Raw genomic sequence first — 12,988 nt, forward strand, 5'->3', positions numbered from 1 at the left:
TCATGATCGCCTTCAAATCCACTTGCAATATGCAGGGTCTTCCCTACTATCAAACTTTTTGGAAGGTGGAAGATATGAGTAACCGACAGATCATTAATACTGAAAGAGCTCCAAAGGCCATTGGTACCTACTCTCAGGCAGTTAAGTCCGGAACCACTGTTTATATTTCCGGTCAGATCCCTCTGGTACCTGAAACTATGGACGTTCAGGAAGGCGACTTTAAAGACCTGACCCGTCGTTGTTTCACCAACCTTAAAGCCATTGCCGAAGCAGCAGGTGGCACTCTGGAAGATGCCGCTAAAGTGAATATCTTCCTGACCGACCTGAGCAACTTCGCTTCTGTCAATGAAGTGATGGCCGAGTTCTTCGAACAGCCCTACCCTGCACGTGCGGCTATCGGCGTAAAAGAACTGCCAAAAGGTGTACCGGTTGAAGTGGATGCTGTTCTGGAGCTTAAGTAATCGACAGTATTGTCTTGAAACAGAGCTTCACTGGAAGCTCTGTTCTCCTCCTTCCCATGGCAAATCCCGATAGTCATCCGGATATCTCAGTCGCTGTTTATTGTTGATGGAAAGGGTTGAATCAACCATCTTTGCCGGTGATTTGATGCCTGCCAGTTTTGCCAGATGACCCAGTTGTGCAATGCTTCTTCTTTGGCGAATGGAAAAGCTCACTCGCCCTGAACTTTGCAGCTCTAAATGTTCCGCCGCAAATTGACGTTGTATTGCATTAGGCAATAGTATTTTCCCCTGCAAATAGCCAGCAATCACTTTAGCCTGACAGTGATACAGGATAAAAGGCGCGCTGGCCAATTCCATGCCTGTTACCGCTAGTTCAGGGTATCGGGGATGAAACAGGTTCAGGTAAAGTGGAGCCAAATTGTTTTTATCGCCGGATAAGCCAATACTTGGCAGGGCTTGCCTGAAAACAGGGTCTGGCTGATAGCCTGTGCATAGAATCAGAACATCAATATCCCGCAGTTTTTTACCATTCTCCAGAATCACGGTTCGACCATCACAGGCGACAATAGCACTTTGCCGGGTCAAGTTGTTATGTGCCCCGTAAGCCCCCTCGACGGGCTTATGCAGTTCCCGACTGCCAGAATGGGCACAAAGGTAAACCCGGCTGGCACAGTGGCTGATCTCTCTACTCAAATCTTCACCAGAGGAACCTGTACCCATCAGGGCGACCCGTTGGTTCAGATAGGCCTCAGGCTCCCGGTAGCTGAAGCTGTGCTCAAGCCGACCGGTAAAAGGCATGAAGGCTTCAAGGTCTGGATACGTTGGGTAATGGTAGCGACTATTACAAAATATAACCGCATCAAATTCACTGAGGCTCTGGCTGGTTTGAACTTGCCAGCGTTCAGGCTGGGAGTTGGCCTCAAGCGCGAGAAAGCGATGATTGAATCGAATGTGCCTCAGAAGGTCATTATGCTCTGCAAAGCGTTGCAGGTGTGAAAATACCTGATTGTGACGGGGATAACAGGGGTAGTCATCAGGAAAGGGAAAATCGGGCAGTTCCATGATTTGCTTTGGTACATTGCATCGCAAAGAGGAATAGATGGGGGAATAAATACCGGAAACCCCGTCTCGGATATCAACCAGCGTGGATAAAGGCTGGATGGCCCAGGTACCGCCCAGACATTCACGTTGTTCATAGAGTGAAATGGAGAAGCCTGCCTTTTTGAGGATACTTCCGGTAATCAGTCCGGCTGGTCCCGCCCCAATGATAGCCACTTGTTTATAAGCGGACATTCTTGTTTCCTGCCTGATTTGACTATAGATAGAATAGACAGTAATCAAGCTGATTTGTTCTGACCTCTAATCTTTTTCTGGTTTGAGGTAGCCGGTTTTATAGTCAGGGTATTTAAAGACATAGCCTGTATCGAGAATTTTGCGGTTACTGCAGCGTTTACTGGATCGGGGGGGAGCAGGATGATGATCGTCCAGCTCAATATGGTACTGACTGGCAATCCAGTGCAGAACGTCGTGCATGGATGTTGGCTGATGGTCAACACCGATATAAATGGAGTCAGGTTTTTGTCCGTTAATACTCATCTGCATCAGGTGTTTAAGAATGCCGGCGCAATCGTCCCGATGAATGCGGTTGCTGTAAATAGCAGGTGCTTTTGCACAGCCCTTTCCTTCAAGCACCCGGCTGATCAGCCGGTTTCTGCCCGGACCGTAGATACCGGCAAAGCGAACTGATGTCGTTGGGAAACCGCTGGATAGCAACACGTCCTCGGCCTTCAACAATGTTTGTCCGGAAAACGTTTGAGGTTTGCAGTCTGAGTCTTCATCCACCCACTCTCCTTGATTCTGGTGATAGACACTGGTGCTGGAAGTAAAGAACAGGTGTTTGGGCTGAATGTTTTTCTTTTTCAGATGATGGATGACATTCATAAGACCAGTGACGTAAGCCAGCTGGTAAAGTTCGGGTGAATGGCCATCGGCAGCTGCCGTATAAAAAACATAATCTATCCGGTTTGGCCAAATTCCAAGTGCGTCCGGATCAGCCAGATTGCCCTGAACAGGCCGAATGCCTTCAGGCAGTTGATCGATTGAGCGGCGGAGACCCCAGACATGAAACTGGTTTGTGTTCAGCAGTTGCCGGGCCAGTTCGCATCCAACATCTCCACAACCTGCGATAAGAATGTTTGGCTTGTCCATTGTTGTTCTCAACCGTGACTAAAGGGGCAATGCCCCTCAGTCAACTACATCAGAGCAGTACTGACAACCTTTATACATAGGTTGTCGCTGCATGGCTGGTAACTCTACGCTCAAAGAATGAAATGACCTCATCAACTTTTGCGGCATAGTGCATTGGGTTTGTAACGATAAGCGATTTCATCATTTCAAACGTATTATAAGCTAATCCTTGAACACCAAACTGATCAGGCACATCTTCAGGCTTTAAGCCGAAAATTGCCTGTACTGCTTTTAAGTCATCAACAGACATATCCATGCCACTAACAGTTTTCAATGGCAGATTGTGTGTCAGGATGATTTGAAGTAAAGGCTAACCGAAGCAGTTCTTTCTTTTGATAAGGTTTTGGAATCAGGGCCCCTGTCCGCTGAGAGCGTCTTTTTTCAATGCCTTTGCCTGCTACGGCTTTGGCAGACGCTGCTGTTGACATAAACTTTTGAGTGCTCTCTGGTTGTTTCACAGCACCGCTTGGTTTGTTATCACTATTTTTTGTTTGAAGCTGAGGGCTGTACCCGGTAGCTGAAGAAGTGCCCGGGTTAAACTGACCTGGTTCCATTTAAAATTCCTTTTACTGTATCCATGTTCAAGACGCTCTTTTGACTACGCAGTGTTGATTCAGTTCCCAGAATGACAAAAAGCATGAAAATAAAGGCTCAAGGCTGACACGGCGCGGAATATAGTTAATAATACTGGTTAAATTTACAGTGCAACTTTTTCCATCGTCGGCTTGTTTTAACTATGACTCTGACTGAACTGCGATATATTGTGGCCCTTGCCCGGGAACAGCACTTTGGCCGTGCTGCGGCTGAATGTTTTGTCAGCCAGCCCACCCTGAGTGCCGGGGTGAAAAAACTGGAAAAAGAGCTGGGCATTGAACTGTTTGAACGCACACGCAATGCCGTGCGCGTGAGTGACATGGGGCAGCGCATTATTCAGCAGGCCAGGAAAGTACTGGAAGAAGCCGATGCGGTAAAAGAGCTGGCAAAAGAAGGCAAAGACCAGCTGAGTACACCACTGCGGGTAGGAGCCATCTACACCATTGGTCCTTACTTGTTTCCGCATCTGGTGCCAAAACTGGCAGAACTGGCATCCGACATGCCTCTTTATATAGAAGAAAACTTCACAGCCGTTCTGCGCAGAAAATTACGACAGGGTGAACTGGATGCCATTATTATTGCCCTGCCTTTCACCGAACCGGACGTCTTAACATTACCCATCTATGATGAAGCCTTCAGGATTCTTATGCCGGGTCACCATCCATGGGCAGAGCGTGAAGCCATTAATAAAGACGAGCTGTCCAGGGATGAAGTGTTGTTGTTGGGGGAAGGTCACTGTTTCCGCGATCAGATTCTGGAAGCCTGCCCGGTACTTGGCGTGCATGACGGCGATGACGGCTCCGGTGTGGAAGCCACTTCACTGGAAACCATTCGGCACATGGTGGCGTCAGGCATGGGTATCAGTATTCTGCCAGAGTCGGCTTTGGGCAATAATTATTATGCACCGGACGTGTTGACCTCCAAACCGTTCAGCACACCCAGACCGGAAAGAACGGTAGCACTGGCATGGCGAGCGAGCTTTCCCAGACCCAAAGCCATTGATGTGCTGGCTGCAGCACTGAAGCAATGCACTGACATCAACAGGATTGAAGATTAATGAGTAAGCCTCTGCACGAGATACCGGTAACGGCACTCAAAGGTGTGGGGGCGGCTTTGGCTGAAAAGCTTGCCAGGATTCATATTCACACCTTGCAGGATTTGTTGTTTCACCTGCCGCTGCGCTATCAGGATCGCACCCGGATAACGCCGATTGGTGCGCTTCAGCCGGACGGTGACTTTGTTGTGCAGGGTAAGGTTCTGGGGGCTGAAGTAGTCATGGGGCGCAGGCGTAGCCTGTTGTGTCGTATCAGCGATGGCACAGGCAGTGCCGGTTTGCGTTTTTATCATTTCTCTGCGGCTCAGAAAAACAACCTGAAAGCGGGTGTTGAAGTACGTTGCTTTGGTGAACCACGGCGGGGAGCCTCTGGTCTGGAGTTTTACCATCCGGAGTATCGGGTTATCAAATCAGATAATCAGCTTGATGTTGAAGAGACGCTAACACCGGTTTACCCCGCGACGGAAGGCTTAACGCAGCAGCGTATCCGCAGTCTTTGCGATATGGCACTGGATAAACTGAATAATCCAGACGCCTTACAGGACTGGCTACCCGAAGTTATTCAGCAGCAATACCGGTTAGGTGCTTTGGTGGATGCTGTGCGACTGCTGCACAGCCCTCCTCCCGACAACTCAATGGCATTATTGGGCGAAGGCCGGCACCCTGCTCAAAGGCGACTCGCTTTCGAGGAGCTGTTGGCTCACAACCTTAGTATGCAAAAGCTTCGCACATTGGTGCGAACCGTGAACAGTTTCCCCATGCCACCGAAACAGGAGCTGACCAAAGCTTTCCGTGAACAGCTGTCGTTTAGCCTGACGGGGGCGCAGGAACGAGTGGTGGCTGAAATCAGTCAGGACATGATGCAGCCTGAACCGATGCTTAGACTGGTTCAGGGTGATGTAGGTTCTGGCAAAACGGTGGTGGCTGCACTGGCAGCATTACAGGTGGTAGAGAATGGTTATCAGGCGGCGATCATGGCTCCGACGGAAATCCTGGCAGAGCAGCATGAACGCAACTTTAAAAACTGGTTAAAACCGCTGGGTGTGTCGGTGGCGTATTTGTCCGGTAAGACCACCGGTAAAAAACGCGAAAAAGTGTTGGAAGAAATAGCCAGCGGCGAAGCATCGGTTGTGGTCGGCACCCATGCATTGTTTCAGGATGATGTGGATTATCAGCGTCTTGGCCTTGCCATTATTGATGAGCAGCATCGTTTTGGTGTGCATCAGCGAATGGCACTACGCAGCAAAGGTGAAAGGAAGGGTGGGCAGCCTCATCAGTTGATTATGACTGCTACACCGATCCCAAGAACGCTGGCGATGAGTGCCTATGCGGATCTTGACTGTTCAATTATCGATGAACTGCCTCCCGGGCGTACTCCCGTAAATACCGTGGTTATAGGTGACGACCGGCGTGAACAGGTGATGCAAAGACTTCGTGCAGCTTGTCTGGAGGGGCGTCAGGCGTACTGGGTCTGTACGCTGATTGATGAGTCTGAAACCCTGCAATGTCAGGCAGCAGAAGTGACGGCAGAGCAGCTTCGGGAAACCTTGCCAGAGTTATCGATCGGTCTGGTGCATGGACGAATGAAAGCCAGTGACAAGCAAGAAGTGATGGAGGCTTTTAAAGCTGGTCATTTACATCTGCTGGTGGCGACGACAGTGATTGAAGTGGGGGTGGATGTGCCGAATGCCAGCCTGATGATTATTGAAAACCCTGAGCGCCTGGGGCTGGCGCAATTGCATCAGCTTCGCGGGCGTGTCGGGCGTGGCAATATAGCCAGCCATTGTCTTTTAATGTATCACGCACCTTTATCACAGCAGAGTCGGGAGCGTCTGCAAGTGATGCGGGACTCCAGTGATGGTTTTGTAATTGCCGAGAAAGACCTTGAGTTGAGAGGGCCGGGTGAAGTACTTGGAACACGGCAAACCGGTCTGGCACAGCTGCGTGTGGCCGAGCTGGAGCGAGACAGTGATTTGTTGGAGGATGTTCGTTCTGCCGCACAAACACTTTTGCAAGTTGCTCCGCACAATGCCGAGCCGCTGATTCTCCGTTGGTTGGGTCATGCTGAACAGTACGCTAATGTATGATCTGGTCTCGACCAGCGCAGATCTTACCTTCGTACAGTCGTTGATCATCACTCAGAAATACTGTTCTATAGTCAAAAACAAATATACATTAGGAACGATCATGGATTTACTGAAATATGACATGCCATTATTGAATGGTGAGCCTCATTCATTAAGCGAGTATCGCGGCAAAGTGGTACTTATTGTCAATACAGCCAGCAAATGTGGCTTTACGCCTCAGTACAAAGGGCTGGAAAGTCTTTACGAAAAGTATCGGGAAAAGGGGTTGGTCATTCTGGGCTTTCCCTGCAATCAGTTTGGTCATCAGGAGCCTGGTAACAGCAATGAAATTGGCAGTTTCTGTGAAAAAAACTACGGTGTGACGTTTCCTGTTTTTGAGAAAATCGAGGTGAATGGGGACAATACTGCGCCGTTGTATCAGGACTTGAAAGCGGCTGCTCCCGGTGTTTTGGGAACTCAAAAGATCAAATGGAATTTTACCAAGTTTCTTTTGAATCGCAGGGGCGAAGTGATAGCCCGGTATGCACCCACCACCAAACCTGAAGATCTGGAAAGTGCTATTCTGACGGAACTTGGCTCAGAAGAACTCGTTTAATCAGTCTGTTTAATAGACTGGTCGATCAGGTCGATAAGACTAAAACAAAACGGCTCTTTTGATAAATGGTTCTTTTGAAAAATGACTCTTTTGAAAAAAGACAGCGCAATGGTGACAGCATGACTGAACAGGCTCCAGAGCTTCCCGAATCAATAGAATATGCTGGTTTCTGGACTCGCTTTGGAGCCACGCTGGTCGATACGCTCGTCTTGCTGTTGGTAACAGTACCCTTAATGATGGTGATCTACGGCAACGAGATGTGGCAGGACGGAACCAAAGTACTTGGTGGTTGGGATATTCTGATCAACTGGTTGTTTCCTGTCGTATTTGTCATTCTCTTCTGGCGCTACAGGGGTGCAACGCCTGGTAAAATGTTGACATCGGTTCAGGTGGTTGATGCCAGAACCGGACAGATTCCGGGCTTTCGGCAATCGGCGATCAGATACCTCGGCTATTTTTTGTCAACCATTCCTCTTATGCTGGGTTTTTTCTGGATTGCAATTGATAAAAGAAAGCAGGGCTGGCACGACAAGCTGGCTGGTACGGTTGTGATTAAAAGAAAGAAAACGGATTCAACGTAAGCGATTTTAACTAATTCAAAAGGACTACTTTTTTTCTAATTAAACCCCTGGTTTTCATTTAAAAAACCTTTTTATTGTAAAGACCTGCTGATTCAATCAACGGGTCTTTTTTTTGGGCAGTTGCTATTGCTAGAATCCAAACAAAATAACGATAAAAACGAGAGACTGTATGGAAGCTAACCTGGGTACTACGGGGGTCATAGTCCTTAATATTATTTCAGCATGCGTGATGTTCGGTGTTGCGCTTTCTCTAAAGGTTGATGACTTTACCCGCATTATTAAAAAGCCCAAAGCGCCTGCTGTTGGAATGGTTGCCCAGTTCATGCTTTTGCCAGGGCTGAGTACGCTGGCGGCTTATCTTCTTAATATTCCTGCAGAATACGCAGCAGGTATGATTTTGATTGCCTGCTGTCCCGGTGGCAGTATTTCCAACATGGTGACTTATCTTGCCAGAGGAAATGTAGCTGTGTCTGTCAGCATGTCGGCTGCATCGAGTGTCATGGCTATTGCCATGACTCCGTTCAACTTTGCTTTTTATGGAAGTCTATTGCCTCAGACCCGGGGAATGATTCAGTCCATCGCCATAGATGCATCGAATATTTTATTTTTGATCGTTACCATTCTCGCGATTCCCATGATCATCGGCATGTATATTGGTAACCGCTTTCCCCGCTTTGCGACAAGCGCTGAGAAGCCATTCAGGATTTTAACCTTTACGGTATTACTGGTGGTTGTGCTGGGGATTTTGTCACAGAATCTGGAGTCTATTAAGCTGTTTGGGGTTATGCTGGCTGGCATTTTGATCGGTCAAAATGCCATGGCGATGCTGGTGGGTTATCTCTGTGCCAGAGTAACTGGCTTGCCAGTGGCTGATCAGCGCGCAATCACTTTTGAAGTGGGAATACAAAATTCTGTGCTGGGTGTTGCCATCATTGTGACGTTTTACCCGGAGATGTTCGGGATGCTACAGATCGTTGGTATGTGGGGAATGTGGCACCTTATTTCAGGTTTAACTCTGGCTCATATCTGGAGCCGTAAGAGTATTACGGCAAAAACCAAAGATGAACCGGTTCTTGAAGTCAAAGCCGGCTAAACGACAGAGGGGATGTAACTCCCCCTCTCTGCTTATCAGGCAGTGGCGGGTTCGTGCAGGCAGTCCTGAATCAGGGAACCCATTGCTTTCATAATCAGCTCTTTGCTCTGCTTTGCAAGGCTTGGGTTTTCGCGATTATTATTGATGTGTTCAAAGTAGGTGGTACCCATCCTGAAGACTATACGTGACAGGTTCACTAATTCATCAATACTCCACTTTGAACCATAGTATTTTAGAATGGATGAAAAACGCCTTGATATGCGCTCGTCGAATGATTCATGAAGCTCGGACAGTTGCGGCATGGCAATCATGGCTCTGTTCAGTTCGAACTCAAGTTTATGATTGGCAGGATTGGCATATTCCTGTTCACCAATCAATTCCAGCAACTCCCATATGCCCAGTTTATGAGAGTCAAAATTTTCATATTCGTCAAATCTCTGCATGACATCGTTAATCATGTTTTCGCACAGCGCGTATATGACCGCTTCTTTATTAGGGTAATACTGATAAAGCGAAGCAACCGGGATTTGAGCCTTCTCGGCAATACCAACAGCTGTCAGTGATTCATAACCTTTTTCGACCAACAGAGAAGCTGTTACCTCCAGAATGGATTCAACACGTTTTTTAGAGCGAGTTTGTACTGGTGTTTTTCTGGGCTTAACGGTCGTTTTTGACATGTAATCTATCCCCGTAGATTGATATTCAGAAGCCATAACATCTGGTCAGTAAAAACGAAGACGCCTATACATATGTAACCTTGGTTATATAAAAGTAGATGTATATCTGGACAAATAAAGTGGTTTTGCGAAAAAAAACTCTAAAGGTATAGACCACGGTTTGCCGAGTTAGCTGAGTTATAGAGTTTGTTGTGCTGAGACAGCAAGAAAGGAGAAAGGGGGGCACTGGAAACAGGGAGCCTCCAGTGCAAAGTCAGCAGGCGAGAAGAACTGAAATCAATCTTCCATTTCTTCCTGCAGAACGTAGTATTCTTCCAGACCGTTTTCCCAGTTAATACGGAGCGCTTCTTCATTTGGGCTGAAAGAACACTGACCGTTATAAGTACGACCGGACAGACCAGCGGAGAACGCGTTGTCTTCAGTACAGAATTCCTGAATACCGTTTCTGTAACCTGCGCGGTACTGAGTCACGGCCTGGTTGTTTGCTGGAGCAAGTTCAGACAGCTGTGCTGGACGACGCTGGTCAATACCTTGCTGACCATCCTGAGTACCCAGCTGCTCCCAGTTACCGGCTTCGGCCAGACTTTTTGCAGATGGCAAACTGGAACAACCAGCCAATACAACAGTAGCCGCTAAGGCAAGAGGCAAAATTCTCATTATCAGTCTCTCTCGAGGTCTATTGGAAATAGCAAAATTTCGCATGTTTAGTATCAATTCCAATAGATAATCGCAAGATGCAATAAAATCTAACACCTTCAGGTATTGATCCAAATCATCATGTAGAAACGTTTTTGTATGAAAGTGTATTGAAATTGAAGGTTTTTTAAGTTGTTGACTAATAGTGAGAGCTTGTGAAAGGCTTGGTTACAATGTGCTTTTGATGATAAAGCGGATAGGATGGAGTAAAGAAAGCAGAGCCAGCTAATCAGTCAAACAGCTGGCTAACGCTTCTAGGGAATTTCCACTTCCACCCTGCGGTCGATCAACAGATTATTATCCCACTGGGCTTCACCCAGACTCTGTGCTTTGTGGGTCGTCAGCTTATAAAAACGACAGGGACTGTCCAGCAGGTAATCTTCAGGCGCGTTTGAAAAGCCCGACTCTGTTCGTACAGAATAATGCTTTAATGCTGTCATAACACTTGAAGCATCATTACAAATTTCTACAGTACCTTCTATATATAAGGCAGATGTTTCTCTTCCATAGTCAGGTTCCTGATAAACAATAGCGACTGCATTTGGATTCTTGCTGAGAAATTCTGAGTGATGGCTTTTAATGGATGAAATCCAGTACAGGTTCCAGTGCTCGTCATACGCATACAAAAGAGGCGTAATCCAAGGGCTGTTTGCATGACAGGTAGAAAGCACACAGTATGGATTTTCACGGAGCAGTTCTGATGCGGATGTTTTATTGCTCATGGGGCGACCTTCTTTGTCTATTATCCAAGCCTTCTTAAGGTAGACCGATAAAGCGCTGTTGACGGAACAATCTATAAATAGTGCCTGTCAGAAAACCTCTGAAAAATGGCAGTCGTTCCTGGCCGACAGAAGTTGATAACGGCTGGATTTCAGTTACCAGACGAACAAAGGATGTTTTTTGTACTGCGCTGCTCAAAATACAACCTGATTCGACTATCTACGAGCACAGTAATCTCTCATGCTTGGCATGATCAAAAGTAAACTGACGGGAGCCTGACTGAAAGGCTACTGACGATCTCTGGTCAGCAGAATTTTACCCAACCGCTTCAGGTTGCTGGCGACAACAGCCAGTGCGACATACCGCTCAAAGCCTTCTATCCCTTTATCCGGGCATTTGTCGAGACCATTCGCTTCCAGTGCGTTGATATCGGATTCAACGGCTGAGTGCTTCCTTCTTGCCCGGATAAATTCCGGGTGGCATTCCCGTTTTTTGTCATTGGCTGACAGCCTGCCTTTCTTGGGAAGAACTGAATGCTCCAGAAGAACTTCCAGCTTTTCAAGATTGCCCGGACTCCAGAAGCCTTTGTCGTAGCTCACCTGGCTTAATGTCGGGAACCGCTTTTTGGCAGCCTCGGCCATAGGTACTGTAACCTGGTCGTCTGTTTGTTTTTGCATGACCTGATGATGCAAAGTAAAACCGAACTGATCCTGCAACACGCAGACCCGTAACCCCAGTTCAACCGGAGTTCCGGCTTTGCCTTTGCTGATCCATTCTGTATGAGGCTCAAAGATTGAGAACACCTTCTCATTATGGGGAATCTGCTCATGTTCTATCACCCGTCGGTAAATCAGGTTTATCTGGTGACGGCTGTGGGCTATGTGGTATTTGAGGTTTTCCAGCCTTGGCTCATCCGGTTGTTTTTTCAACAGCAAGGACAAGGTCGTTTCAGCTTTGCGGACAATTGAAAGGCTGTACTTTATGTACTCAAGGTGAGCCATTTCAATGTCGTGCTGCCGCTGCTGTTGTTTCAGTTCACAGGTTGCGCTGGAATGCTTCAGGTTTCGAGCCTTGTTGTAGCGTTTGCGATGCTGGTCTTTAAGATATTTGCTCTGACGCCAGCCCGGAAGCTGGTACTGATTGGAGAGAGCGTATGCAAACTCAATGCTTTTACGGCAAGCGTCGCTCAGAAGGCTGATATCCGTGGGGAAATGGACATCGGTTTTGACTACGAAGGAATCGGCACGGCCATGTAGCGGCTCATCTTTTTTTTAACCAGCTGGTGACCTGCATCCACCGTGACCTGGTTAATCTGATCCAGTATCTCCGGTGTGAAGAGGCTGATGTTATCCTGCAATGTTTGTATGTGGTAGGAATGGGTACAATATGGGCCGTGACCGAGCATTTTCCGTAATGTCCCATGTTCATTAGCCAACTCTTGCAAGCGGTCATAGTCACAATTAGTGACAAGGCGCAGAGTGCCGAAAACCAGAATGTTCCAGAGGTCCATACCGGGACGACCGTTGTGCCGACTGGCAGGAATCATGTTCTCAAGCACCTGAAAAACCCTGTGTCGCAGATCAGGTGTTATCCAGATATGTTGCAGCCCCCGAAGCAGACGGGGAATGTCGTCTCTGGACTTGGGATTAAACGTGATGGCGGAGATATCAACTTCGCCCAACTGCATTTGTGGGTTGATGGTTTGGCGCATAAATGTGGAAACAGCCTGTTTTGGAAAATCTTCGAGTACTATATGGGGCTACAGGCTGCTGTTTTCAAGTGTTTGTGGGTTTTCGGACAGGCACTAAATATAAAGTGTCGTCTAACTACCCGTGAAGTAAATGCAACATAACTGGAAAATGGTTGTTGACCCGAATCAATTTCTGCGTATACTACGCCTCCACTGATCGGGACATCACTTCCAAAGCACTTCTTCAACGAAGCCCATCTGAAGTTTCAGTCACGAATCCACAATCTGATTTCTTCTTCACTCTCTATTAAAGAGTAAGAGGTTGACATCAAAAACGGATTCGCTAGAATGCACCGCCGCTGACCAAGACATTCAATGTTCTTCAAACGAAACGTTGAACGGTTAGCGAGTTCGACAGCATCTTTCTTCTCTACGAAAAAAATGATCGCTTGACAACGAAAGTCGCCACGGTAAGATAGGCGGCCTTGCTGAT

14 protein-coding genes are annotated in these 12,988 nt (G+C 47.5%); 6 read left to right on the forward strand and 8 right to left on the reverse strand.

Annotated elements, in window-relative coordinates:
- Window positions 1-74: 74 nt before the first annotated feature.
- The gene (locus EZMO1_RS00795) at window positions 75-461 is read left to right on the forward strand and encodes a RidA family protein (RefSeq protein ID WP_034879286.1); all 387 of its coding nucleotides are present in this window, start codon (window positions 75-77) and stop codon (window positions 459-461) included.
- 27 nt (window positions 462-488) lie between these two features.
- Here EZMO1_RS00795 and EZMO1_RS00800 read toward each other — a convergent pair whose 3' ends face one another.
- The 4 genes from EZMO1_RS00800 to EZMO1_RS00815 form a co-directional block, all read right to left on the reverse strand.
- On the reverse strand, window positions 489-1,754 hold the full coding sequence (locus EZMO1_RS00800) for a flavin-containing monooxygenase (protein ID WP_034879123.1): 1,266 nt from the start codon (window positions 1,752-1,754) through the stop codon (window positions 489-491).
- A gap of 66 nt (window positions 1,755-1,820) precedes the next feature.
- Window positions 1,821-2,669: an SDR family oxidoreductase gene (locus tag EZMO1_RS00805; RefSeq protein ID WP_034879124.1), complete on the reverse strand. Its 849-nt coding sequence runs from the start codon at window positions 2,667-2,669 to the stop codon at window positions 1,821-1,823.
- A 70-nt stretch (window positions 2,670-2,739) separates the two neighbouring features.
- Entirely contained in the window at window positions 2,740-2,958 is a 219-nt protein-coding gene (locus tag EZMO1_RS00810; RefSeq protein WP_145912425.1) for a hypothetical protein, read from the reverse strand.
- Window positions 2,959-2,968: 10 nt separating this feature from the next.
- A complete protein-coding gene (locus EZMO1_RS00815; RefSeq protein ID WP_034879126.1) occupies window positions 2,969-3,262 on the reverse strand; it encodes a hypothetical protein in 294 nt (97 codons plus the stop codon).
- A 182-nt stretch (window positions 3,263-3,444) separates the two neighbouring features.
- On the opposite strand from EZMO1_RS00815, the gene EZMO1_RS00820 reads away from it, so the two are divergent.
- The 5 genes from EZMO1_RS00820 to EZMO1_RS00840 all read left to right on the forward strand — a co-directional run bounded on the left by EZMO1_RS00820 (window position 3,445) and on the right by EZMO1_RS00840 (window position 8,712).
- The gene (locus EZMO1_RS00820; protein WP_034879127.1) at window positions 3,445-4,359 is read left to right on the forward strand and encodes a hydrogen peroxide-inducible genes activator; all 915 of its coding nucleotides are present in this window, start codon (window positions 3,445-3,447) and stop codon (window positions 4,357-4,359) included.
- Complete coding sequence (gene recG, locus EZMO1_RS00825) at window positions 4,359-6,443, forward strand: ATP-dependent DNA helicase RecG (RefSeq protein WP_034879128.1); 2,085 nt, start codon at window positions 4,359-4,361, stop codon at window positions 6,441-6,443. The genes EZMO1_RS00820 and recG overlap by 1 nt, the downstream gene beginning before the upstream one ends.
- 100 nt (window positions 6,444-6,543) lie before the next feature.
- Complete coding sequence (locus tag EZMO1_RS00830; protein ID WP_034879287.1) at window positions 6,544-7,038, forward strand: glutathione peroxidase; 495 nt, start codon at window positions 6,544-6,546, stop codon at window positions 7,036-7,038.
- Window positions 7,039-7,103: 65 nt separating this feature from the next.
- Window positions 7,104-7,619, forward strand: coding sequence for an RDD family protein (locus tag EZMO1_RS00835; protein WP_236632084.1), 516 nt, complete (start codon window positions 7,104-7,106; stop codon window positions 7,617-7,619).
- Window positions 7,620-7,788: 169 nt separating this feature from the next.
- Entirely contained in the window at window positions 7,789-8,712 is a 924-nt protein-coding gene (locus EZMO1_RS00840) for a bile acid:sodium symporter family protein (protein ID WP_051790601.1), read from the forward strand.
- 35 nt (window positions 8,713-8,747) lie between these two features.
- Here EZMO1_RS00840 and EZMO1_RS00845 read toward each other — a convergent pair whose 3' ends face one another.
- From EZMO1_RS00845 to EZMO1_RS25180, 4 genes are all read right to left on the reverse strand, one after another.
- Window positions 8,748-9,389 (reverse strand): TetR/AcrR family transcriptional regulator, encoded by a 642-nt coding sequence (locus EZMO1_RS00845; RefSeq protein WP_051790603.1) that lies wholly within the window; start codon window positions 9,387-9,389, stop codon window positions 8,748-8,750.
- A 276-nt stretch (window positions 9,390-9,665) separates the two neighbouring features.
- Window positions 9,666-10,046 carry a DUF2799 domain-containing protein gene (locus EZMO1_RS00850; protein WP_034879129.1) on the reverse strand — a complete coding sequence of 127 codons (381 nt, stop codon included), beginning with the start codon at window positions 10,044-10,046 and terminating at the stop codon, window positions 9,666-9,668.
- A gap of 293 nt (window positions 10,047-10,339) precedes the next feature.
- The gene (locus tag EZMO1_RS00855) at window positions 10,340-10,807 is read right to left on the reverse strand and encodes a pyridoxamine 5'-phosphate oxidase family protein (protein WP_034879130.1); all 468 of its coding nucleotides are present in this window, start codon (window positions 10,805-10,807) and stop codon (window positions 10,340-10,342) included.
- 285 nt (window positions 10,808-11,092) lie between these two features.
- A protein-coding gene (locus EZMO1_RS25180) for an ISNCY family transposase (RefSeq protein ID WP_244886717.1) occupies window positions 11,093-12,516 on the reverse strand; the annotation gives its coding sequence in 2 pieces (ribosomal slippage) (window positions 11,093-12,072 and window positions 12,072-12,516; 1,425 coding nt in all).
- Window positions 12,517-12,988 lie beyond the last annotated feature (472 nt).

It is taken from the genome of Endozoicomonas montiporae CL-33 (assembly GCF_001583435.1).
Taxonomy (GTDB): Bacteria; Pseudomonadota; Gammaproteobacteria; order Pseudomonadales; family Endozoicomonadaceae; genus Endozoicomonas_A; species Endozoicomonas_A montiporae.

Coding starts and splice junctions, on each gene's coding strand:
- EZMO1_RS00795 (WP_034879286.1), top strand. CDS start 75: ATGAGTAACCGACAGATCATTAATACTGAAAGAGCTCCAAAGGCCATT.
- EZMO1_RS00800 (WP_034879123.1), bottom strand. CDS start 1,754: ATGTCCGCTTATAAACAAGTGGCTATCATTGGGGCGGGACCAGCCGGA.
- EZMO1_RS00805 (WP_034879124.1), bottom strand. CDS start 2,669: ATGGACAAGCCAAACATTCTTATCGCAGGTTGTGGAGATGTTGGATGC.
- EZMO1_RS00810 (WP_145912425.1), bottom strand. CDS start 2,958: ATGTCTGTTGATGACTTAAAAGCAGTACAGGCAATTTTCGGCTTAAAG.
- EZMO1_RS00815 (WP_034879126.1), bottom strand. CDS start 3,262: ATGGAACCAGGTCAGTTTAACCCGGGCACTTCTTCAGCTACCGGGTAC.
- EZMO1_RS00820 (WP_034879127.1), top strand. CDS start 3,445: ATGACTCTGACTGAACTGCGATATATTGTGGCCCTTGCCCGGGAACAG.
- recG (WP_034879128.1), top strand. CDS start 4,359: ATGAGTAAGCCTCTGCACGAGATACCGGTAACGGCACTCAAAGGTGTG.
- EZMO1_RS00830 (WP_034879287.1), top strand. CDS start 6,544: ATGGATTTACTGAAATATGACATGCCATTATTGAATGGTGAGCCTCAT.
- EZMO1_RS00835 (WP_236632084.1), top strand. CDS start 7,104: ATGGTTCTTTTGAAAAATGACTCTTTTGAAAAAAGACAGCGCAATGGT.
- EZMO1_RS00840 (WP_051790601.1), top strand. CDS start 7,789: ATGGAAGCTAACCTGGGTACTACGGGGGTCATAGTCCTTAATATTATT.
- EZMO1_RS00845 (WP_051790603.1), bottom strand. CDS start 9,389: ATGTCAAAAACGACCGTTAAGCCCAGAAAAACACCAGTACAAACTCGC.
- EZMO1_RS00850 (WP_034879129.1), bottom strand. CDS start 10,046: ATGAGAATTTTGCCTCTTGCCTTAGCGGCTACTGTTGTATTGGCTGGT.
- EZMO1_RS00855 (WP_034879130.1), bottom strand. CDS start 10,807: ATGAGCAATAAAACATCCGCATCAGAACTGCTCCGTGAAAATCCATAC.